Raw genomic sequence first — 21,447 nt, 5'->3', positions numbered from 1 at the left:
GGGGGAGAACCATGAAAATCATAGAATTGCTGACAAAAGAAACCATTCATTTATCTATGACTGCCAGAACGAAGCTCGATGCTGTCAATGAGCTTGTCGATGTACTTGATTCAACCGGTAAATTAACCAATCAAAAAATATTCAAGAAGGAGATTTTGAATCGCGAAAAACAAAGCACGACAGGTGTTGGGGATGGGATCGCTATCCCACACGCAAAAACTGGCGTTGTAAAAGAAGCTGCCATCGTATTTGGCCGCTCAGAGTTAGGGATCGACTATGAATCTCTAGATGGTCTGCCGGCGCATTTATTTTTCATGATTGCAGCCCCTGAAGGTGCAAATAACACGCATCTGGAGGCACTAGCACGATTATCAACCATCTTAATGAAGGCTGATGCACGGGAGAAGCTGTTGGTTGCTCAATCTGCAGATGAAGTCATGGATATTATAGACATTTATGACCAGGAAGAAAAAGAAGAGCCATCTGTTGGCGAAAATAGAAAATTCATCGTTGCTGTCACTGCTTGCCCAACAGGGATTGCCCACACGTACATGGCAGCTGATTCGTTAAAAGCGAAAGCGGCTGAAATGGGCGTAGATATCAAGGTAGAAACGAATGGGTCAGGGGGCGCAAAAAATGTCCTGACGCCAGAAGAAATTGAAAAAGCTGAGGCTGTCATTATCGCTGCCGATACAAAAGTTAATATGGAAAGATTTGCAGGTAAGCCATTGATCGATGTACCAGTTGCCGACGGAATCCGCAGGCCAAAAGATCTGATTGAAAAAGCGGTTAAGAAGGATGCGCCGCTTTATAAGTCGACAGGCAATGTCCCGACAGAAAAGAAAGCAAGCCGTGGAGGAATCTATAAGCATTTGATGAATGGTGTTTCAAATATGCTTCCTTTTGTTGTCGGAGGTGGTATCCTGATCGCGATCTCCTTCATGTTCGGCTATAATGCCTTCAATCCAGAAGATCCATCCTACCATCCCATCGCAAAAGCGCTGATGGATATTGGCGGCGGAGCGGGAGCATTTGGATTGCTGGTACCTATTCTTGCCGGTTTTATTGCTTTAAGTATTGCAGACAGACCTGGATTTGCTCCTGGTATGGTAGGCGGTGTGCTTGCGGCAATAGGAGGCGGAGGCTTCCTTGGCGGTTTGGTCGCTGGATTCCTTGCAGGATATCTCGTTCTCGGTCTGAAGAAATTATTCGCTGGTCTTCCTGCGTCACTAGAAGGGATTAAAACAATCCTTTTGTATCCATTATTCGGAATTGCCCTTACAGGATTCATTATGTTATTCCTGGTAAATAAACCGGTTGGTGCTTTGAACCAGGCAATAACAGACTGGCTGTCAAGTTTAGGAACAGGAAATGCTGTCTTGCTAGGAATTGTCCTTGGCCTAATGATGGCATTTGACATGGGTGGACCAGTAAATAAAGCTGCTTATGTTTTTGGAACAGGATTGCTTGCAAATGGTGTATATGAGCCAATGGCTGCTATTATGGCTGCTGGCATGGTCCCTCCATTAGGAATCGCACTAGCGACTACAATTTTTAAGAATAAATTTTCAAAAGAAGATCAAGATGCCGGAAAAGCGAATTATATCATGGGACTTTCCTTCATCACGGAAGGTGCAATTCCATTTGCTGCGGCTGATCCGCTTAGGGTCATTCCATCCGCAATGGCTGGAGCGGCTGTTGCTGGCGGATTGTCAATGATGTTCCATATCGGATTGAGAGCTCCTCATGGCGGTTTGTTCGTAGTTCCACTTGTGGATGGCGGGTGGCTTTTATACCTCGCCGCAATCTTAATTGGATCAGCTGTCACAGCGATCCTGCTTGGACTATTGAAGAAACCGTTATCAAAGTAATAGAAAAGCCTGCAGAAATTGGATCTGCAGGCTTTTTTACGGATTTTCTTCCTCGAGAAATGTATTTTCCTATGTGTTTTTGTCTGGCTTGATTGACAGAAAGGTGGCGAGGGATGCTGCGATACTTAGTGACGCTAGAAGGATAAAAATAAGTTGGTTCGAATTTGAATTCTTCATCATCAAGGCGATGACAGGGGGACCGGCTGCGACGCCAATAAATCTCATTGAACTATATATGGAGGTGATTGTACCTCTCTCCTCCTTCTCAATGCTTTCGGTAATTAGCGCATCAAGAGGAGGAAGGCTTGCGCCGATTCCAGTCCCTGCAACTAGGAACATGGTTAATAAGAACCATAATTCATTAGAAAAACTCAGCAGACCTACTGCAATCCCAAGTATCAATAAACTGGTAAAAGTGATCCATTTCATCAGCGTTCTATTTTTCTTAATGAGTTTCCCAATAATATACGATGCAGTACAAAGTGCCCCTAATGGAATGGCCAGGTATAGTCCTTTTTGTAAGTTGTGGATTCCGTATTTATTCTCAAGGAGATCGGACAGGTAAAATAATACTCCGAAAAGGACAAACATGACAATTATCCCAATAAAAAAGATGGCATACAGCCAACGCCCATTTTCAGTGAAAATTAGTTTCACTTTTTGGATAAAATCCTTAAAAGGCAATGGATTTTCCTCCTTTTTTGGGCTTTTCACCAAAAAAGTCATCAGTACAACCGAAATTGCACTGAAAATGGGAATGGAGAAAAATGGTAGAAACCAGATAAATCCCGCCAAAAACGAACCAAGAATAGGGCTTAAAACCTTGCCAAGTGTGTTTGCAGTTTCAATTTCGCCAAGCACACCACTGACTTCATCGTCCCCTTTAAACATATCCCCTACCAAGGGCAATACGATCGGAAAAGCCCCAGCAGCTCCAACGCCTTGAAGGGCTCTGCCAATTAAGACGATCAAATATCCATCGGTCATTTGCCATGAAGCCCATCCAGAAATGATTCCACCGATCCCTGTTATAATCAGGCTTGGAATAATGACCTTCTTCCGACCAATATGGTCTGATAAGTACCCAGCAATCGGGATTAAAAAAATTGCTACTATCGAATAAACAGTAATAATTAAACTTGATTGGAAGACAGAAATGCCCATTCGTTTTTCCATTACTGGCAAGACTGGGATTAGCATTGAATTACCAAGAGTCATCACTAATGGAATAGAGGCGATTGAAACAATGGCCCATTTTTTACTTTTGACAGGATCAACCTTCGTATCCTTAGATTTTTTATCCAAGAGTTTCCCGGATTTTGGAAACAAATTCTCGATATAATTCATTTTTGTAACCTGCCTTTTAATTTATGCTATTTGTAGTGTGACCAAAAACGACTGAAAAGATGGTGTCTTTTTATGGTAATGATTGTCCATGTAAAATCTATATGGCATTTTTCCCTCGGAAAGGATAAAATAGTTGGAAAAGTCCGGAAGGGTGGAGGGACATGGGACAGATACTGTATTTAAATGTAGGGAAGCCAGAGTTGAAAAACTGGGAGGGGAAAGCGGAACAATCCGCAATCGGGAAGAAAGGAGTCAAACAAGCCCTTTTGACTCAGAATTCCTTCGAGGGTGATGAAGTAGCAGCAACAGAATACCATGGTGGTCCTGACAGAGCTGTTTGCTTCTACCCTTTTGAACATTACCAACAATGGTCAGCTGAATTTGATAAAAAGATTGAAACGCCCACTTTTGGTGAAAATATTTCCGCTCTGGGCATGAAAGAGGCCGACGTATACATAGGAGATATTTACCGCCTTGGGGAAGCGACAATTCAAGTTTCTCAAGGAAGGATTCCATGTTCTAAAATCTCCAAAAACAATGGTATCGATTTGTTATTGAAAAGAGTAGTTCAAACCGGTTATACAGGATATTTTTTCAGGGTCCTGGAGGATGGGATCGTCAATGGAGATGCTGAAATCGTATTGCTGGAGCGTAAACAAGAGGACTTTTCTATTCTGATGGCTAATGAAATTCTTTTCCACCGCAGGAATGACAGGAAAGCAATTGAATCACTAATAGGAACGGAAGGACTGGCAGTAGCGTGGAAAGAGGAAGTGACTAAACTCTTAATGAAGAAAAATTAAAATTATTTTTATTGACTTTTCTCTTTATTGCCTTTATCATTTAAAACAATATATCGTACAGTGTTGACGAAGAGTAGTAACTGAAACGGGTACTAAAAGAGAGCTGATGGTTGGTGAAAATCAGTGTAACTGTTGCAGCGAATGGACTTCCGAGCTTCCAAACCGAACCCAATTGGCAGTAGGCTTTGGCGAACTGGCCTTATCGTTACAAAAGGCACGCATTAAAGCATAAATCTTGCTTGATGCTGCTAAGTGAGCTGTTAATCAGCTAATTAAGGTGGTACCACGGGTCCTCTCGTCCTTATTCAAATAAGGAGGGGGCCCTTTTTTGTTTGTCTAAAACTGGGAACCAAATGATTTAATGCGAAAAAACAATAATGGTAACTCGTTGAACAAGATGAGTAAGCAGGATATTTTCGTTTCAGAGAGCCGGAAATGGTGTGAACCGGTACGTAATACCTGTTGAATGGCCTTGTGAGAGGCAGCCTGAACCAATAAGTAGGGCTGCCCGGACTCCTCCGTTAAAAGGATAGGGTATATCGAGATCTTTTTAGATTTCCTGTACTTGAAGAGAGGGAACTTTTTTAAGTTCCAACTTGAGGTGGCACCGCGGTCCAATCGTAATCGTCCTCTATACAGCACATTTCTTTGTGCATGTATAGGGGACATTTTTATTTTCTAAGGGGGATTTTACATGAAAGTAGAAGCTTCGGAAGTGTATGTAGAAGAAATGGAAGGAGATACGTTAACGCCGATATCCGTTTATCAAAGGATTCCCGGCAAGAAGAAATTCCTTCTGGAAAGCTCTCATAAATATAAAGATTCTGGCCGTTTTTCGTTTATCGGCAGCGACCCTTTATTTGAGCTTTTGAATGAAAAAGGCGAGACGTATCTTATTAGAGAAGGGACTAAGGAGCACATCGGGATATCTTTTTCACAGGCTTTGAAAAAGATGCTTCCAAAAATAAAACCTGAGTTAGATATTCCCTTTATCGGGGGTGGAATAGGTTTTGTTAGCTATGATTTCATTCGTGAATTTGAAGAAATTGGACCGTTGAAGGATGATCCACTAGATATGCCAGAAGCGCATTTGATGTTCTTCGATGAGATTATCGTATTTGACCACCTTAAACAAAAGATTAACCTGATTGGCATTCAGTATCCGGGATACAGCAACACTAATTTGATCAGAAAAATAGAAAATCGGAAAAAACAACTTGAATCGACAAATAAAAAACAGCCGATCAGTCCCTTTTCCCTATCGGATTTTACAGCCTCTCAAGACAGAGACGAGTATGAAAACTCGGTCAGAATAGCAAAGAGCTTGATTGAGGAAGGCGAAATCTTTCAAGTAGTTTTATCGAGAAGACTTTCGGCGACTGCAAAAGGAGATCCATTTTCTTTTTATCGAAAATTGAGGATAAATAACCCCTCTCCTTATATGTATTACATTGATTTTGCAGACTATGCAGTTGCCGGCACTTCGCCAGAAAGCCTTGTCAAGTACCGGGGCGGAATAATGGTTACGAACCCAATTGCCGGTACCAGGCCGAGAGGGAAAACAGCAGATGAAGATGAAAAACTGGAACGGGAACTAACGCAGGACGAAAAGGAATTGGCCGAACACAAAATGCTCGTTGATCTCTCAAGGAATGATTTAGGGAAAATATGCGAAGTGGGAAGTGTGAAAATTGATAAATTTCTGGAAGTAGAACGATACCAGTTTGTTATGCACCTCGTATCGGAGGTAAGCGGGAGGCTGCTATCAGATGCACATCCGATCGATGGATTAGCGGCTTGTCTTCCAGCAGGAACTGTATCAGGGGCACCAAAGATTCGAGCGATGCAAATCATCAATGAACTGGAGGCGGAAAAAAGGGGTGTTTATTCAGGGGCGGTCGGTTACTTCTCTGCATGTGGAAACATGGATTTTGCCTTAGCGATCAGAACTTTGGTTGTCAAGGATGGTAAAGGCTATCTTCAGGCAGGCGCAGGGATTGTATATGACTCAGACCCAGCGAAAGAGTTTGATGAAACAAATCATAAATTAAAAGCATTGATGGAGGCTGCCAATGATTCTACTGATTGATAATTACGATTCCTTTACCTATAACCTTTACCAATATTTAAGTGAGCTGGGAGCTGAAGTGAAAACGGTCCGGAATGATAAAATTTCGATTCAGGAAATCACACGAATGGATCCTGAAGCAATCGTCCTTTCCCCTGGTCCGGGCAGGCCGGAACAGGCAGGAATTTGTGTCGAAGCAGTTCAACAGTTCGCGCCAAAAATTCCGATCCTGGGGATATGTCTTGGACATCAGGCAATCGCCTATTCATTTGGCAGTTCAATCATAAAAGCAAAGACAATCATGCATGGCAAACAATCTAAGTTAAGACATTCAGGTAAATCGATCATGATTCATCTGAATGAACAACCTGAGGTAATGAGGTATCACTCTTTAGTGATCGACCCGCTGACGCTCAGTGAAGACTTTGAGATTCTCGCCGAAGCTGCAGATGACGACGAAATTATGGCAATCAAGCATAATCATTACCCTGTATATGGGCTTCAATTTCATCCCGAATCAATTGGAACGGAGAGCGGAAAACAAATGTTATTCAATTTTCTTACTGAAATCAGAAAGGAGACTGTAAATGATGAAAAATTATCTTGAAATGCTGATCGAAGGAAAATCTCTGCAAGAGCAAGAAATGGAGGAAGCTGTCCAAGGTATTTTTGCGCAAGAAGTATCAGACAGCGAAATCGCATCCTTTTTGACAGGTCTTAAATCAAAAGGAGAAACGGCAGAGGAGGTTTCCGGGTTAGTCAAAGCGATCAGAAAGCATGCATTAAATTTTCCAAAGAGAATACCTGATGTGCTTGATAATTGCGGCACAGGGGGGGATGGTTCAAAAAGTTTTAACATTAGTACTACTTCGGCATTTGTTATTGCTGGTGCTGGAATTACCGTCGCAAAGCATGGAAACAGAAGTGTATCGAGCAAGACTGGAAGTGCGGATGTATTGGAGGAACTCGGCATTAGTCTAGACTTCTCTCCAGAAGAAACAGAAGAAGTCCTCGAGCAGAATGGGATTGCTTTTTTATATGCTCCTCATGTACACCCGAAATTGAAACAAATTATGAAGGTCCGGAGAGATCTAAAAATCCCGACTATCTTTAATTTGATCGGACCGCTGACAAATCCGGTTCAGCTTGATTACCAGTTGCTTGGAATTTACCGCAGGGATATGCTTGATAAGTTTGCCCAAGTGCTTGCAAACCTGAACAGGAAGCGAGCGATTGTCGTCAACGGGGCAGGTGGAATGGATGAAGCTTCTCTTGCAGGCGAAAACGAAATGGTGATTGTTACGGAAGGAGAAATCAAACGAATCAAACTTCTGCCGGAAGAAGTGAATTTGCCAGTGTACGACAATGACAGTATTAGAGGTGGAGATGCACGCGACAATGCTGACATATTGCTCCATGTTCTCAAGGGTAAAAAGGGTGCTTATCGGGATACTGTTCTGATGAATGCGGGTCTTGGAATATACACAGCGGGGAAAGCAGAGTCGATTTTGCAAGGAGTGGAGCTGGCAGCGGAAAGCATCGATTCAGGCAGGGCACTATCGAAACTGGAAAATTTAATCAGCCTCAGCAAGCAAAATAAAAAGGCGGTCGGTTGAAATGCGAACAATACTTGATTCAATCATTGAACGAAAAAAAGGAGAGGTGGAGGAGTGGAGGAAGCAGAAAATTACGATACAAGCATCACTTTCCGAACCGCGTTCTTTCATCAAAGCATTAAAAGAGGCAAACAATGTCGCTATCATTTCCGAATTCAAACGGGCATCCCCTTCAAAAGGAGACATTAATCTTTCATTGGACCCTGCTCAGCAAGCAAAGCTCTATGCCGCGGCAGGTGCATCAGCTATATCTGTATTAACGGATGAAAAAGGTTTTAAAGGATCCTTTACTGATTTGAAAAAAGTCAGAGAAGCAGTAGAGCTTCCGATTCTATGCAAGGATTTTATCGTCGATCCGATTCAAATAGATTTAGCCCGTTCCGCCGGAGCGGATGTCATTTTGCTAATAGCAGCGGCATTGCCTCAAGCGAAATTGGCAGAACTATACGAGTATGCCTCTGAAAAAGGACTCGAGTGCCTCGTTGAAATTCATGACGAAACCGATCTCGAAAAAGCACTTGCTATCAATGCTCAAATGATTGGAATTAATAATCGTGATTTGAAATCATTCGTCGTTGACTTGGCAAATACCGAGAAGCTCGGTCCGCTTGTGAAAAAGACAGGGGCAATGCTAATTAGTGAAAGCGGCATGAAAACAAGGAGCGATATTGTCCGTGCAGCAGCGGCTGGTGCAGACGGAGTATTAATTGGCGAGACATTCATGACTTCAGCCGATCTTACTGAAACATTCAACAATTTCACTGTTTCATCGATAAGGAGTCATCATGAAGGTTAAGATTTGCGGAATACGTTCAGTCGAGGCAGCTGGCCATGCAGTTCAATGCGGAGTGGACGCTCTAGGGTTCGTGTTTGCCAGGAGCAAAAGACAAATTACAGCCTTAGAGGCAAGAAATATCATTGAAACCCTGCCAAAAGAAGTCTGGAAGGTGGGGGTGTTTGTAAATGAAAATGCTGAAACAATTAAGCGGATCGCCGAAACTGCTGGACTGACACATATCCAGCTCCATGGGGATGAAAACTTAGAGGATTATCAATCAATCGAGCTGCCGTTATTAAAGGCTTATTCTATTCAGTTTCCTCAAGATCTTGAGAAAATGGATACTATAACAGCTGATTACATTCTTCTTGATAGCCCTCCAGCAGAATATCACGGAGGAAATGGCTCGAGTTTCGAATGGGATCTGGCAGAAGCAATCGGCATGACAAAGACAAATATCATCTTAGCAGGTGGACTGAACCCTGAGAATATTGGAAAAGCGATCAGAAAGATAAAACCATTTATGGTGGATGTCAGCAGCGGTGTCGAAACAAACGGCGAAAAAGATTTAACGAAGATTCAAGATTTTATCACGAAAGCAAAGAATGCAGGGGAGGAAATGTAAATGACGACAAAAGCATATAATTTGCCGGACGAAAAAGGACATTTTGGAAATTATGGAGGAAGGTTTGTCCCAGAAACATTGATGGAGGCTGTGCTGGAACTGGAGAAAGAATACAATCGGGCAATGATAGATAAAGATTTTCACACAGAACTTCAAAAGCTAATGAAGGATTATGTAGGCAGGGAAACTCCTTTATACTTGGCAGGCAATTTAACCGAGCATAGTGGTGGCGCGAAAATTTATTTGAAGCGTGAAGATCTGAATCATACAGGAGCCCACAAAATCAATAATACAGTCGGGCAGGCCTTGCTTGCCGTCCGGATGGGCAAGCGAAAGATCGTTGCTGAGACCGGAGCAGGGCAGCACGGGGTTGCTACAGCGACAGTCTGTGCTTTGCTGAAATTGGAATGTGTCATTTTCATGGGCAAAGAGGATATTAGACGCCAGCAATTGAACGTGTTCAGGATGGAGCTGCTTGGGGCAAAAGTGGTAAGTGTTGATGCTGGAAGTGGAACGCTGAAGGATGCTGTAAATGAAGCATTAAGGTACTGGGTAACAAATGTAAGAGATACCCATTATATTCTCGGATCTGTGATGGGACCACACCCTTTTCCAAAAATGGTCCGAGATTTTCAAAGCGTCATCGGTAAGGAAACGAAACAACAGTTTTTTGAAAAAGAAGGAAAATTACCCGATGCGCTCGTCGCATGCATTGGTGGAGGAAGCAACTCAATTGGATTGTTTTATCCGTTTATCGAAGACGAAAGCGTAGCTATTTACGGGGTGGAAGCGGCAGGATTGGGATTGGAAACGGACAAGCATGCAGCATCGCTAACAAAAGGGAAGCCAGGCGTGCTACACGGCGCGATGATGTACCTTCTTCAGGATGAGGACGGACAAATTCAGGAGGCACATTCGATTTCTGCGGGACTGGATTATCCTGGAATTGGTCCGGAGCATAGTCATCTTCATGACATCAATAGAGTCCATTATGAATCGGTTACTGACGAAGAAGCACTGGATGCCTTTCAGCTTCTTTCCAAGCTCGAAGGCATCATCCCAGCTCTCGAAAGTGCACATGCAATAGCGTATGCCGTAAAGCTCGCTGCCGGAATGAGCAAAGAGGAGAACATTGTTGTCTGCTTATCTGGCCGAGGCGATAAAGATGTACAGACCATTCAAGCTCGAATAGGAGGACAGGAATAATGGACAGGATCAAAAAGGCTCTGACTGAAAAAGGAAAAAAAGTATTCATTCCTTATATAATGGCGGGGGATGGAGGATTGGAGGCTCTCAAAGAGAGATTGATCTTCCTTCAAAACTCAGGAGCAGACGCGATCGAAATCGGAATTCCTTTTTCCGATCCCGTTGCTGATGGGCCAACCATTCAAAAAGCCGGCCTTCGGGCACTTGCTCACGGAACCACTGTGAAAAAAGTACTGAAGGATATTGCAGCCTATAAGACGGAGATCAAGGTACCATTGATTTTCATGACCTATGCAAATCCAGTAATAGCTTACGGGATTGAAGCTTTTGCAACTGATGCTGCCAATGCCGGGATTTCTGGCTGCATTATCCCGGATCTCCCGCTTGAGGAAGAGGATTTGGTCCTTGCTCCTTTTGAACAAAATGATCTGGCCTTGATTCGACTGGTCACCTTAACGACTCCGAAGGAAAGAATAAGGAAGATTGCGGCAACTGCAACAGGATTCATCTATGCCGTAACAGTTACAGGAATCACGGGGTCTCGAACAAAGTTCAGTGATGATCTTGCGGAGTTTTTGTCCTATGTGAAAAGCGTGAGTTCCGTCCCAGTTTTGGCAGGCTTCGGTGTCTCAACAGCAGAACAAGTGGAGGAAGTTTGCAGGCATTGTGACGGCGTAATTGTAGGCAGTAAAATTATTGATTTGTTTGAGCAGGATAATTTAGAAGAAATGAAGAAGCTTATTCTCTCTGTTGAAAAAATATAGGTATTTTTTTGAAAAAACGTGCGATTTGTTACAGTACATTCTTGTTTTCCTTTTATATACTAATAGAAAGTGTTGCTTGCATGGGAAACTATTTAGTTTATAAAGGAAGTTGACCGATATGAAAATGTACGAGGCGATTCTCGCTATACTTCAGAAAAAGGGAACCGCAACGATCCCAATCATATGTGAGGAAATGAATGAGCAGGCACTACAACTTGCTCAAGACAGAACTCGATTACTAGAAGCTTCCTATATTAAAACAGTTATCAGCCGGAATACGGAATTGTTCGTTCTAAATGATGATACGGTATCCATTAGGCCAGACAAAGAACCAATGCTGCTAATCGTGGAACTGCATGGATACCCTGGACCGGAGCAGAGAGTAAGAATAGATTTCACAAGAAATACCTTCACGTATTTTGAATGGCATCTTGATTCTAGAGCACCAGGTCCGATAAAGACGGAAAGCTTCGGGTCTGTGGGAGAACTCAAAAAAAAGTTGTATTCAGTTAAGCTGTGGGATTGGCAGGATGATTATCACACGGAAGGAATCATTGTTGATGGTACGAGTTGGTCGGTTACACTTAAAACAAAAGGAAAGACATATAAAAGCAAAGGTCATGAAGCTTTCCCAAAGGAATGGCACGAATTGTGCAGGGCGATCAGCAAGCTCATTGGAATAAAGTTTTCGTGTTGACTGCAGGCGCCCTGCGGTTTTTTTCTTTTTCAAAATATGATACGATGGAGGGTAAGTAAAAGGAATTCAAGTTGCCTTTTTAGAAGCGGTTTTACTTTATGGACCTTGGAGGTCATTGGGAAAAATGAAAGACATATCTGTAAAAGAATTAATCAGTTCAAGAAAATATATCCCTGTTGATGTTAGAGCACCAATCGAACATAAGGATTCAGCCATTCCTGGGTCGGTGAATATCCCGCTATTTACCGATGACGAAAGGCAGGAAATTGGCACACTTTATAAGAAATCCGGAGAAAAAGCAGCTAAATGGCGGGCGATGGAAATCGTTGCCCCTAAGCTTCCCCAGCTTCTTAGTGAAATAAAAGACTTGAAAAAGACCGGTGCCGAGCCAGTTATACATTGCTGGAGAGGCGGGATGAGAAGCCAGTCTGTTGCGTTATTTCTGGAATATTCCGGAATATCCGCCTATCGACTAGAGGGAGGCTATCGTGCCTATCGGGAATATGTTTTAGAAAAAATTCCCGAATTATTGCCTCACAAGGCAGTTGTTTTGCACGGGATGACTGGGACAGGAAAGACGGATATTTTAAAAGTTTTACAGGAAAAGGGCTATCCCGTAATCGATCTAGAACAAATGGCTAACCATCGAGGATCGATTTTTGGAATGATTGGAATGGGAGAATCCCGCAATCAAAAAACCTTCGATGCACTGCTTTTTCATCGCCTTACTGAAATAACAGAATCGAATTATTTCATCGTAGAGGCGGAGAGCAAGAGAATCGGACGGGCTGCCCAACCAGACGAAATAATTGCGAAAAAGGCGGACGGAATTCATTTTCTAGTCAAAAGTTCGATTCCCAAAAGGGTGGAGCGAATTTATCAGGAATATGTACATCCTTTTAAACAAGAGGTTTGGTTTGAAGAAGAAGTACAAGAAAAAGTCACCAAGCTGCTTAGACGGATTCCCGGAGACGCTGCAACATCCCTGCGACTAGCCTTGAAAGAGAAAAATTATCATGAACTGATTGAAATCTTGTTAATACATTATTATGATCCGCGTTATGGCCATGCACTCCAGGAGTATCCAGGTCCGTTTCTTGAAATTGATGCGGATGTACCGGATGTAGTGGCACAGCTTGAGAAAAAACTAAAACTTTCCCTAGCTGATTCCAATTATGGTTTAAAAATTGGAGGAAAAGGTTATTAACAAAGGAAGGCAGTCATTTGCTTCCTTTCTTTTTTTGAATTAATATCACTGAATATTCTGCTGATTCATTGTATAATAGTGTAAGGCAAAATTTAATAGGAGGGTGGAAGATGAGCGAATCAAAAACCTGTCATCATCGTTTCTCACTGCATGTAGAAAGCGTTGGTTTCACCAATAATGATGGAGTCAACAAATTCAACGCAGGATCAAGGTTCCAAAAAGCTATTACCTGTGGACATTTTGAATTGCCAGTAGAACATAATGATATGATTGAGGTTAATCAAAACGAAAAAAGGAATAATCTTTTTGCCCCCAAGAATATGTATATTGCCATGATGAATCTACAATAATAACAATCTAAATAAATCTTTGAAACTCAAACTGGTTCCCGCCAGTTTTTTTTTGTGAAGATTGTTTTTTCACGATAACAAAACACGGGAAACTATTTAACACTATCAGGATAGTCAAAACTTTTGGTTAAAAGGAAATATCATGTTAAAATACCAATGTAATCGTTTGATATCAGAATTGCATTATTATTCTTTGATTTTACTGTTAATAAGGAATTGGACAGGGTAACAGATTATTAGCATGCGTTACGAAAAGCAAGGGGGTTATAGGATGAAGAAGCCTGTTACGGAACATACAGAATGGCCTGGATTTCATGGGGCGAATCAGGGGTATGTGGAAGAATTGTACGAACAGTTCCTGCAAAATCCAAACGCTGTAGATCCTGAAATGAAGGCGTATTTTGAACAGAACCAACATAATCGAAAGGCAACGAACCCAGCAGTTGATTTTTCAACGCCTGTAACGGGAAATATGTCTGAAAATCCTGCCAAAATTGCCGCCGTCCTGAGATATGCAGATTATATTCGTTCAAACGGTCATTTGTCTGCAAAAATTCATCCATTATCATCGGGAAGTTTGGATAATCAATGGGATGACTTTGAAATGTGGGGATTGACCGAAGAAGACCTAAATTCGGTCCCTGTGGGTCTCGTATGTCCAAGTGCTCCTCCAAATATCAAAACTGGAAAGGAAGCCTTTCAATACCTGAAAAAAGTCTATACGAATACAATTGCGACTGAATTTGAACATATAAGTCAATTAGACGAAAAAGAATGGCTAAGGAACAAAGTAGAGTCAGGAGCGCTGATTCCGCAAATCAAAAACGAAAAGAAAATTGGCTTATATGAACGCCTGGCTGAGGTCGAAAACTTCGAGACATTCCTACATAGGACGTTTGTAGGGCAAAAGCGTTTCTCTATCGAAGGGTTGGATTCTATGGTGCCACTGTTAGATGAGGTGATAGCCAGTGCAGTTCATAATGACGTAGAGACAATCAATATCGGAATGGCTCACCGTGGAAGGCTAAATGTCCTTGCCCATGTTTTAGGTAAGCCGTATGAAATGATTTTTGCCGAATTCCAACATGCGCCAAACAAGGAGTTGGTGCCTTCTGAAGGCTCCATTGGGATCAATTTTGGCTGGACTGGAGATGTAAAGTATCACCTGGGAATTGATCGAAAAATCAAATCAGGTACTACCGCCAATATTCGGTTAACATTGGCAAATAACCCAAGTCATCTTGAATTCGCTGGTGCGGTGGTAGAAGGATTTACCCGTGCTGCACAGGATGACCGTGGCCTTCGAGGATATGCAAAATATGATCCGGTTAAGGCAATGGCGATTCTCATTCATGGTGACGCAGCATTTCCAGGTCAAGGAATTGTGGCAGAAACATTAAATTTAAGCCGTCTTCCGGGATACAAGACAGGCGGTACCATTCATATCATCTCAAATAATACGATTGGCTTCACAACTGAATCAATAGATTCAAGATCTACAAGGTATGCGAGTGACCTTGCAAAGGGATATGAAATACCAATTATTCATGTGAACGCCGATGACCCTGAAGCATGTTTGATGGCAGCAAGGCTGTCCTTTGAATACAGGAGTAGATTCGGCAAGGATTTTTTGATCGACCTGATAGGATATCGCCGATTCGGCCACAACGAAATGGATGAACCAATGACAACCAATCCGGAAATGTATAAGCTTGTTCACAATCATCCAACAGTCAAAGAACTGTATGGGAAAAAACTAAAAGCTCAGGGAGTGCTCTCCGAAAAAAAACGGGAAGAAATCGAAGAAAATATAAACTCAATCTTGAAATCAGCCAATGAAAAAGTTCCGAAAGCAGAGAAAGGGAGAGAAAAAGAACCGGATATTCCGGAAGTGGTAGAAATGGGGATACCGAGGATCAAAACGGGGGTACCGGCAAATATTTTAAAAAAAATAAATAGCGAGTTGCTTACCTGGCCAGAAGGTTTCACTGTTTTTTCCAAATTGGCGAAAATACTGCAAAGAAGGCAGGACGCCTTCTCTGAGAATGGGAAAATTGATTGGGGTCTTGCTGAAACTTTGGCTTTTTCCACCATTTTACAAGAGGGGATACCAGTAAGATTAACAGGGCAGGATTCAGAGCGTGGAACATTCGCTCAACGAAATCTCGTGCTCCATGACAGCAATACGGGAGCACAATTTTCACCGCTCCATACTTTACCGGATGCCAAAGCGTCTTTCTCCATCCATAATAGCCCGTTATCTGAAGCGGCAGTTGTTGGATTTGAGTACGGGTATAATGTTTTTGCTCCTGAAACCCTGGTTCTCTGGGAAGCACAGTATGGAGACTTCGCCAATGCGGCACAAGTCCTCTTTGACCAGTTTGTCGCAGCAGGAAGGGCAAAGTGGGGCCAAAAGTCTGGGCTTGTAATCCTTTTGCCGCACGGTTATGAAGGGCAGGGACCAGAACATTCGAGCGGGAGAGTGGAAAGATTTCTCACTTTGGCGGCAGAAAATAACTGGACGGTCGCAAATCTTTCGTCTGCCGCTCAATATTTTCACATCCTCAGAAGGCAGGCAAAGATTTTGAAACAGGAATCGGTTCGGCCGCTCGTTTTGATGACACCTAAAAGTCTGCTAAGGAACCCACTCGTTGCAGCAGATCCAGCACAACTGACGGAAGGAAGCTTTGAACCGATTCTCGAACAGCCTGGACTTGGATCAAATCCTGAGCAAATCGAAAGGATCGTATTATGTTCCGGAAAAGTGAGCATTGATATTGCTGAACAACTTGACGGGAAGGATAGCGACTGGCTTCATGTTTTAAGAATAGAAGAAATCTATCCTTTCCCGCTTGATGAGCTAAAAGAAAGATTAGCGCAGTATCCAAACTTAAAAGAGATCGTTTGGGTACAGGAAGAGCCTAAAAATATGGGAGCGTGGACTTTCGTTGAACCGCGAATCAATGAAGCGGCACCTAACGGTATTAAAGTGGCTTATATCGGACGCAGAAGAAGATCGAGTCCTGCTGAAGGAGATCCAAATATTCATAAATTGGAACAGGCAAGGATCGTGCATGAAGCTTTGAGCAAAGGAGGAAACGAGGATGGCAGAAATTAAAGTACCTGAACTGGCCGAATCAATTACGGAAGGAACGATTGCCCAATGGCTGAAGCAACAGGGTGATCTAGTCCGGAAGGGTGAATACATCGTTGAACTGGAAACTGATAAAGTCAATGTTGAAATCATTTCCGATTATGATGGAATTTTAACAGTGCTGCTTGCAGCAGAAGGTGATACTGTCAAGGTTGGAGAGGCAATAGCGATAGTTGGTGAAAAAGCTGACAGCAAAACGGAAGTTGAGCTCCCTAATGCATCAGCTGAAAAACAACAAAATGAGAAGGAATACTCTGTTGATAAGCAAGACCATTCTGCTGCCGATGACGGCAGTCAAGGTCGACTCATTGCTTCTCCTGCAGCACGAAAGCTGGCCCGGGAAAAAGGCATTAGTCTATCGCAAGTGTCTTCTCATGATCCACTAGGTAGGGTCAGGAAGCAGGATGTCGAATCGTATACGCCTAATCAACAAACTCCTGCAACTAACAGGACGGAAACTGCGGCCTCCTCAGTTGCTGCGATCGAAGTTGACAGTCGCATTGAACGTATCAAAATGTCTAGAAGAAGGCAGACAATCGCCAATAGACTGGTAGAGGTGCAACAGACAGCAGCCATGCTCACTACATTCAATGAAGTCGATATGACAGCTGTCATGGAATTACGGAAGAAGTGGAAGGACCGTTTTTATGAAGAAAATGATGTTCGCCTAGGCTTTATGTCCTTTTTTACAAAAGCAGTTGTCGCAGCATTAAAGAAGACTCCTTATTTGAATGCAGAAATACAGGGTGATGAATTTATCCTAAAGAAATTTTACGATATTGGCGTTGCCGTTGCTGCAGATGAAGGGCTGGTTGTTCCCGTTATCAGGGATGCAGACAGGAAAAACTTTGCCGAGATCGAACGAGATATCAATGAGCTCGCCGAAAAAGCAAGATCCAATAAGCTATCTTTAAAGGACCTTCAAGGTGGCACCTTCACGATTACCAATGGAGGAGTGTTCGGTTCATTGCTATCGACACCAATTCTCAACGGCCCGCAGGTGGGCATTCTCGGTATGCATACCATTCAGCTCCGTCCGATAGCGATTGATAAGGAACGCATGGAAAACAGACCAATGATGTACATCGCTTTATCCTACGACCACAGGATCGTCGACGGGAAAGAAGCAGTTACCTTCTTGAAGCTCATTAAACAGCTCATGGAAGATCCAGAATCACTGCTATTGCAAGGATAAGTTTTGAAAAAAGCACTGCCAAATTGGCAGTGCTTTCCTCTTTGTAATTCTAACGGTTTTTAAATGGCTTGAGGCCTCTTTTGGAAATCTCTGTTTTTAAAATCTGTGCCCATTCTTTATCTCTTTCCGACTTTAATGCATCACGATACGAGACCACCAGTTGTTCATTGCTCATAATTTTCATTTGCATTCCTCCTCGGTAAGAATGGATTGAATTTTCAAACTATAATTTTATAGTTTAATCTATTGTAAAGGTTTATTAAGTTTTTGAAAACCCATTATGAAGATTTTTTTTTAGTAATTTTTTCTAGCCTTGGAAGTGGCTCGAACTAATTCACCAAAACATCATACGCACATTAGTTAACAAAAAAAGCTTGCATTTTTATTTTTAAGCATTTATTATAATACCCATAAGGGTATCGGATGGGGATCTGATATCAAGACATATCGATATACACAGGGAGGAATTTTTTAAATGGGTATGCAAGCGATCACTGCTGAAAAGCTAAATGAATGGGTAGTTAGCAAGAAGGGCTTTTTTATTTTTGATGTAAGAAATGGCAAGGACTTTGAAGACTGGAAGGTTGAAGGTGAAAATATTGATTACCTGAATATCCCATACTTTGAATTGATTGATGGCGTTGAAGAGGTTGTTGATCAACTTCCTAAAGATAAGGATATCGTCGTGGTCTGCGCTAAGGAAGGGTCTTCAGTTATGGTTGCCGAAATGCTTTCTGATGCAGGTTTTGATGTATCATATCTTTCTGGCGGAATGAAATCGTGGAGTGAATATCTATATCCAGTAGAAGTTTTTAAGGATGATAAAATTAAGGTACTTCAGTTCATCCGTGTTGGGAAAGGCTGCCTTTCTTACATGGTCCTGTCTGAAAACGAGGCACTGGTTGTCGATCCTTCCAGGTTCACGGACAGGTACACAAACGTAGCGGAAAAAGAAAAGGTGAAAATCACTCACATCGTCGATTCTCATCTTCATGCAGATCACCTGTCTGGAGGCAAGGAACTTGCTGACGTTACTGGAGCAAAATATTATCTGATGAAAAGTGAAGGGGCAATATTTGACTTTGAAGCGCTGGAAGAGCATGATAAAATTGAATTTGAGAACATCACTCTTGAAGTATTGGCTGTCAAAACGCCTGGTCATACCCCGGGAAGTGTTTCTTTCTTTGTCAATAATAAACTTTTATTCTCTGGGGATACGATCTTTGTAAATGGACTTGGCCGACCAGACCTTGGCGGAAAAGCTGCAGAGTGGGCAAAGGATCTGTATAATACTGTGTATAGTAAAGTTTCACAAATCGCGGATGATGTGATAGTATTGCCAGGACACTATGCTGCATTTGATGAAGAAGTGAATGCGGAAGGTTTCATTGGGAGTCAATTAGGATTGATTCGTGATCAAAATGAAATGATGGCCGGCAAGTCGATGGAAGAGTTTGTTGACAAAGTCGCACAATCTGCATCAAGCGAGACACCACCTAACTTCGAAGACATCGTCGCAATCAACCGCGGGGTGAAAGTAGTGACAGCTGAAGAAGCAATGGAGCTGGAGATTGGTCCTAACCGCTGTGCTGTCCACCACACTCATTAAAATAAAAGAGGAGAGCACAGCTTTCCTCTTTTTCAAGTTTAAAGAGAAACTAGCACTTATTCGCTTGTGAGGTGAAAAATTTTGGAAAAAGAAGAAAAAAATAAAAACCATTGTGCAGGCGGTTCCTGAGGAATGGGACCTAAGCGTACTGGTGAAGAAGGAAAAGGGAAATTCTCTGGCTTCCCCCCGATATGACCGGCTACGTACATATGGCTCCTGGTAGGAGTCATTTATCTGATCTCTAAATTATTTTAAAAAATTTTAGTGATAGCAAATCAGGAGGAGTAAGAAATGCTGGATGTATTAGTGATTGGAGGCGGAATCTCGGGAGGTTCTGCTGCGATTTATACTGCACAAGGTGGGCTGAAAACTGGAGTCATTGATTCTGGAAAATCTCAGATAAAACAAGTTACAAAGATATTTAATTATCCGGGCATCAAAGAAATTAGCGGTGTAGAACTTCTGGAAAATATCAAAGACCAGGCGATCGCTGCAGGCACTGAATGGAATGAAGGGATAGTGGAGACCGTCAAAAAGAAGGATCATGGATTTTCCGTCATTTTGACTGATGGCAATGAATTTGATACCAAACATTTGATTATTGCAACCAATCTTCAAACTTCATTGCTTGAAAGTCTTGGATTCGAGCTGGCAGTCAATGAGAAGGTACCAAGCGGAAAAATTAAAAAAGTACTGGGAATCGAGGCGGATGGAACAACAAACCAGCCTAATCTTTATATCACAAGTCTACTGGCAGGTCTTTCAAGTCAATCCGTTATTGCTGCAGGGCATGGCGCTGCATTAGGTATTTCAATTGTTACAAAAGAAACAAGTAAAACCTATATGTGGCACGATAAGTAATTTTTCATGTGATATTAAAAAAATTTATTTTTCCCATAATTAGCATCTTATTGACGAAATTAAGAACGGACATTTTGAACATTTTGTTACAACTGTTCTAGCTTTATATTAATTAATACGATAACTCCCTATAATATAGTGTATACACTTGAGCCTTTTTCAAGTATAGAGATTATGGGGGTATGGTCGTATGAGATGGCTATGGGTTTTATTGCTGTCGATCATAAGTGTTTTATTCCTTATAAAAGGAATAGAGCTATGGTCGGTCATCGACCATGTGGATAAGGATGGCATTGGGATAACATTTCTGGGTTTTAGCATTACCGATAAAGTTTTAAACGAAAGGATATCGGGCTATGCGCTTGGATTTACGATTGCCTCGATCATTCCATTCCTAGTAGCAGCGAATATTGTTTTTAGGGAAAAAATAAAAAAGAATATTTATGCGAAAAAGATATAAATAAGCCTGGCTAAAAAAGAGCCTGGCTTATTTTTTTGATTGAAAATGTTACATCCTGAAAAGGGACGGGAATTATAGTAAAAAATAAGGTGATGGAGGAAGACAAATGTGTGGAAGATTTTCATTATTCGAGGACATACGTTCCTTGGAGGATCAATTCAAGTTCAACTTCCGAGATGAGATCGAGATGAGGTACAATATTGCTCCCGGTCAAGAAATATTGGCAGTTATAGACAATGACGAGGGCAGGATAGGAAAAAAAATGAGGTGGGGATTGATTCCCTTCTGGGCGGATGATGAAAAAATCGGCTATCGTATGATTAATGCGCGTGCCGAGACAGTCGAAGAAAAAGCAAGCTTTAAGGACGCACTTAAACAAAGGCGTTGCCTGATCCTTACCGATGGATTTTACGAATGGAAAAAAGAAGGGAAACATAAGCAACCGTATCGTTTTGCAATGAAGGATAAAAAACCCTTTGCATTTGCAGGGGTCTGGGAGAATTGGAACAAGGATGGGAAGGATATTGCTTCCTGTACTATTATTACAACTAGCGCAAATGAAATAGTCGGAAAAATCCATGATAGAATGCCTGTGATTCTTCCAAAAGAAAAGTTTGAGGTGTGGCTTGACCGGTCACTGAATCAAGCTAGCGATTTAAAAAAGCTGTTAGTTCCTTATGAAGGGTCCTTCATGGAAGTATATCCAGTGTCAACCGCCATTAATTCGGCAAAAAATGAAGGAAAGGAACTTATTGTTCCGCTAAATAGCTTGTAGGAAATTACCCCTTTCAGTTCCAATGTTTGATACAAGTCATGGTTGTGGTAAAGAAACATAC

General features: G+C 42.0%; 20 protein-coding genes and 2 other annotated features. Of the genes, 18 read left to right on the top strand and 2 right to left on the bottom strand.

Annotated elements, in window-relative coordinates:
- The first annotated feature begins 11 nt into the window (after window positions 1-11).
- Entirely contained in the window at window positions 12-1,871 is a 1,860-nt protein-coding gene (locus J2S25_RS00580) for a PTS fructose transporter subunit IIABC (RefSeq protein WP_307190965.1), read from the top strand.
- Between the two features lie 69 nt (window positions 1,872-1,940).
- On the opposite strand, the gene J2S25_RS00575 is transcribed toward J2S25_RS00580, so the two are convergent.
- Entirely contained in the window at window positions 1,941-3,218 is a 1,278-nt protein-coding gene (locus J2S25_RS00575; protein ID WP_307190964.1) for an MFS transporter, read from the bottom strand.
- Between the two features lie 161 nt (window positions 3,219-3,379).
- On the opposite strand from J2S25_RS00575, the gene J2S25_RS00570 reads away from it, so the two are divergent.
- The 13 genes from J2S25_RS00570 (at window position 3,380) to odhB (ending at window position 17,681) form a co-directional block, all read left to right on the top strand.
- The gene (locus J2S25_RS00570) at window positions 3,380-4,021 is read left to right on the top strand and encodes an MOSC domain-containing protein (RefSeq protein ID WP_307190963.1); all 642 of its coding nucleotides are present in this window, start codon (window positions 3,380-3,382) and stop codon (window positions 4,019-4,021) included.
- A 54-nt stretch (window positions 4,022-4,075) separates the two neighbouring features.
- Window positions 4,076-4,327, top strand: a binding site (T-box leader).
- 73 nt (window positions 4,328-4,400) lie between these two features.
- Window positions 4,401-4,656: a binding site (T-box leader), on the top strand.
- Between the two features lie 59 nt (window positions 4,657-4,715).
- Window positions 4,716-6,110 (top strand): anthranilate synthase component I, encoded by a 1,395-nt coding sequence (gene trpE, locus J2S25_RS00565; RefSeq protein ID WP_044392491.1) that lies wholly within the window; start codon window positions 4,716-4,718, stop codon window positions 6,108-6,110.
- Window positions 6,094-6,696 (top strand): anthranilate synthase component II, encoded by a 603-nt coding sequence (locus tag J2S25_RS00560; RefSeq protein WP_044392492.1) that lies wholly within the window; start codon window positions 6,094-6,096, stop codon window positions 6,694-6,696. The genes trpE and J2S25_RS00560 overlap by 17 nt, the downstream gene beginning before the upstream one ends.
- Complete coding sequence (gene trpD, locus J2S25_RS00555) at window positions 6,680-7,705, top strand: anthranilate phosphoribosyltransferase (RefSeq protein WP_044392539.1); 1,026 nt, start codon at window positions 6,680-6,682, stop codon at window positions 7,703-7,705. Before J2S25_RS00560 ends, trpD begins: the two co-directional genes overlap by 17 nt.
- A 1-nt stretch (window position 7,706) precedes the next feature.
- Entirely contained in the window at window positions 7,707-8,501 is a 795-nt protein-coding gene (trpC, locus tag J2S25_RS00550; RefSeq protein ID WP_044392494.1) for an indole-3-glycerol phosphate synthase TrpC, read from the top strand.
- Window positions 8,491-9,108, top strand: coding sequence for a phosphoribosylanthranilate isomerase (locus J2S25_RS00545; protein WP_044392496.1), 618 nt, complete (start codon window positions 8,491-8,493; stop codon window positions 9,106-9,108). Before trpC ends, J2S25_RS00545 begins: the two co-directional genes overlap by 11 nt.
- Entirely contained in the window at window positions 9,109-10,314 is a 1,206-nt protein-coding gene (gene trpB / locus J2S25_RS00540; protein ID WP_044392498.1) for a tryptophan synthase subunit beta, read from the top strand.
- Window positions 10,314-11,078: a tryptophan synthase subunit alpha gene (gene trpA / locus J2S25_RS00535; protein WP_044392500.1), complete on the top strand. Its 765-nt coding sequence runs from the start codon at window positions 10,314-10,316 to the stop codon at window positions 11,076-11,078. The genes trpB and trpA overlap by 1 nt, the downstream gene beginning before the upstream one ends.
- A 118-nt stretch (window positions 11,079-11,196) precedes the next feature.
- Window positions 11,197-11,775, top strand: coding sequence for a hypothetical protein (locus tag J2S25_RS00530; protein WP_044392501.1), 579 nt, complete (start codon window positions 11,197-11,199; stop codon window positions 11,773-11,775).
- A 124-nt stretch (window positions 11,776-11,899) separates the two neighbouring features.
- A complete protein-coding gene (gene mnmH / locus J2S25_RS00525; protein WP_044392502.1) occupies window positions 11,900-12,982 on the top strand; it encodes a tRNA 2-selenouridine(34) synthase MnmH in 1,083 nt (360 codons plus the stop codon).
- Between the two features lie 110 nt (window positions 12,983-13,092).
- The gene (locus J2S25_RS00520) at window positions 13,093-13,332 is read left to right on the top strand and encodes a hypothetical protein (protein WP_044392504.1); all 240 of its coding nucleotides are present in this window, start codon (window positions 13,093-13,095) and stop codon (window positions 13,330-13,332) included.
- Window positions 13,333-13,603: 271 nt separating this feature from the next.
- Window positions 13,604-16,450, top strand: a complete 2,847-nt coding sequence (locus J2S25_RS00515; protein ID WP_307190962.1) for a 2-oxoglutarate dehydrogenase E1 component — start codon at window positions 13,604-13,606, stop codon at window positions 16,448-16,450.
- The gene (gene odhB / locus J2S25_RS00510; RefSeq protein WP_307190961.1) at window positions 16,437-17,681 is read left to right on the top strand and encodes a 2-oxoglutarate dehydrogenase complex dihydrolipoyllysine-residue succinyltransferase; all 1,245 of its coding nucleotides are present in this window, start codon (window positions 16,437-16,439) and stop codon (window positions 17,679-17,681) included. The genes J2S25_RS00515 and odhB overlap by 14 nt, the downstream gene beginning before the upstream one ends.
- 49 nt (window positions 17,682-17,730) lie before the next feature.
- Here the strand turns inward: odhB and sda are convergent, their stop codons facing one another.
- Complete coding sequence (gene sda, locus J2S25_RS00505) at window positions 17,731-17,865, bottom strand: sporulation histidine kinase inhibitor Sda (RefSeq protein ID WP_044392509.1); 135 nt, start codon at window positions 17,863-17,865, stop codon at window positions 17,731-17,733.
- Window positions 17,866-18,156: 291 nt separating this feature from the next.
- Between sda and J2S25_RS00500 the strand changes: the two genes are divergently transcribed.
- From J2S25_RS00500 to J2S25_RS00485, 4 genes are all read left to right on the top strand, one after another.
- Window positions 18,157-19,290, top strand: a complete 1,134-nt coding sequence (locus tag J2S25_RS00500; protein WP_044392511.1) for an MBL fold metallo-hydrolase — start codon at window positions 18,157-18,159, stop codon at window positions 19,288-19,290.
- 291 nt (window positions 19,291-19,581) lie between these two features.
- Complete coding sequence (locus J2S25_RS00495) at window positions 19,582-20,151, top strand: NAD(P)/FAD-dependent oxidoreductase (RefSeq protein ID WP_307190960.1); 570 nt, start codon at window positions 19,582-19,584, stop codon at window positions 20,149-20,151.
- 190 nt (window positions 20,152-20,341) lie between these two features.
- Window positions 20,342-20,611 (top strand): hypothetical protein, encoded by a 270-nt coding sequence (locus J2S25_RS00490; protein ID WP_044392515.1) that lies wholly within the window; start codon window positions 20,342-20,344, stop codon window positions 20,609-20,611.
- 106 nt (window positions 20,612-20,717) lie between these two features.
- The gene (locus tag J2S25_RS00485) at window positions 20,718-21,386 is read left to right on the top strand and encodes an SOS response-associated peptidase (protein ID WP_307190959.1); all 669 of its coding nucleotides are present in this window, start codon (window positions 20,718-20,720) and stop codon (window positions 21,384-21,386) included.
- Window positions 21,387-21,447: the final 61 nt, after the last annotated feature.

The sequence above is a fragment of the Mesobacillus stamsii genome, assembly GCF_030814065.1.
Taxonomy (GTDB): domain Bacteria; phylum Bacillota; class Bacilli; order Bacillales; family Cytobacillaceae; genus Mesobacillus; species Mesobacillus stamsii.
The sequence above is the reverse complement of the archived record's forward strand: the minus strand, read 5'-3'. Positions and strand labels throughout refer to the sequence as shown.

Excerpts from the sequence above, each read along its gene's own strand:
- J2S25_RS00580 (WP_307190965.1), top strand. The coding sequence starts at position 12 with ATGAAAATCATAGAATTGCTGACAAAAGAAACCATTCATTTATCTATG.
- J2S25_RS00575 (WP_307190964.1), bottom strand. The coding sequence starts at position 3,218 with ATGAATTATATCGAGAATTTGTTTCCAAAATCCGGGAAACTCTTGGAT.
- J2S25_RS00570 (WP_307190963.1), top strand. The coding sequence starts at position 3,380 with ATGGGACAGATACTGTATTTAAATGTAGGGAAGCCAGAGTTGAAAAAC.
- trpE (WP_044392491.1), top strand. The coding sequence starts at position 4,716 with ATGAAAGTAGAAGCTTCGGAAGTGTATGTAGAAGAAATGGAAGGAGAT.
- J2S25_RS00560 (WP_044392492.1), top strand. The coding sequence starts at position 6,094 with ATGATTCTACTGATTGATAATTACGATTCCTTTACCTATAACCTTTAC.
- trpD (WP_044392539.1), top strand. The coding sequence starts at position 6,680 with ATGAAAAATTATCTTGAAATGCTGATCGAAGGAAAATCTCTGCAAGAG.
- trpC (WP_044392494.1), top strand. The coding sequence starts at position 7,707 with ATGCGAACAATACTTGATTCAATCATTGAACGAAAAAAAGGAGAGGTG.
- J2S25_RS00545 (WP_044392496.1), top strand. The coding sequence starts at position 8,491 with ATGAAGGTTAAGATTTGCGGAATACGTTCAGTCGAGGCAGCTGGCCAT.
- trpB (WP_044392498.1), top strand. The coding sequence starts at position 9,109 with ATGACGACAAAAGCATATAATTTGCCGGACGAAAAAGGACATTTTGGA.
- trpA (WP_044392500.1), top strand. The coding sequence starts at position 10,314 with ATGGACAGGATCAAAAAGGCTCTGACTGAAAAAGGAAAAAAAGTATTC.
- J2S25_RS00530 (WP_044392501.1), top strand. The coding sequence starts at position 11,197 with ATGAAAATGTACGAGGCGATTCTCGCTATACTTCAGAAAAAGGGAACC.
- mnmH (WP_044392502.1), top strand. The coding sequence starts at position 11,900 with ATGAAAGACATATCTGTAAAAGAATTAATCAGTTCAAGAAAATATATC.
- J2S25_RS00520 (WP_044392504.1), top strand. The coding sequence starts at position 13,093 with ATGAGCGAATCAAAAACCTGTCATCATCGTTTCTCACTGCATGTAGAA.
- J2S25_RS00515 (WP_307190962.1), top strand. The coding sequence starts at position 13,604 with ATGAAGAAGCCTGTTACGGAACATACAGAATGGCCTGGATTTCATGGG.
- odhB (WP_307190961.1), top strand. The coding sequence starts at position 16,437 with ATGGCAGAAATTAAAGTACCTGAACTGGCCGAATCAATTACGGAAGGA.
- sda (WP_044392509.1), bottom strand. The coding sequence starts at position 17,865 with ATGAAAATTATGAGCAATGAACAACTGGTGGTCTCGTATCGTGATGCA.
- J2S25_RS00500 (WP_044392511.1), top strand. The coding sequence starts at position 18,157 with ATGGGTATGCAAGCGATCACTGCTGAAAAGCTAAATGAATGGGTAGTT.
- J2S25_RS00495 (WP_307190960.1), top strand. The coding sequence starts at position 19,582 with ATGCTGGATGTATTAGTGATTGGAGGCGGAATCTCGGGAGGTTCTGCT.
- J2S25_RS00490 (WP_044392515.1), top strand. The coding sequence starts at position 20,342 with ATGAGATGGCTATGGGTTTTATTGCTGTCGATCATAAGTGTTTTATTC.
- J2S25_RS00485 (WP_307190959.1), top strand. The coding sequence starts at position 20,718 with ATGTGTGGAAGATTTTCATTATTCGAGGACATACGTTCCTTGGAGGAT.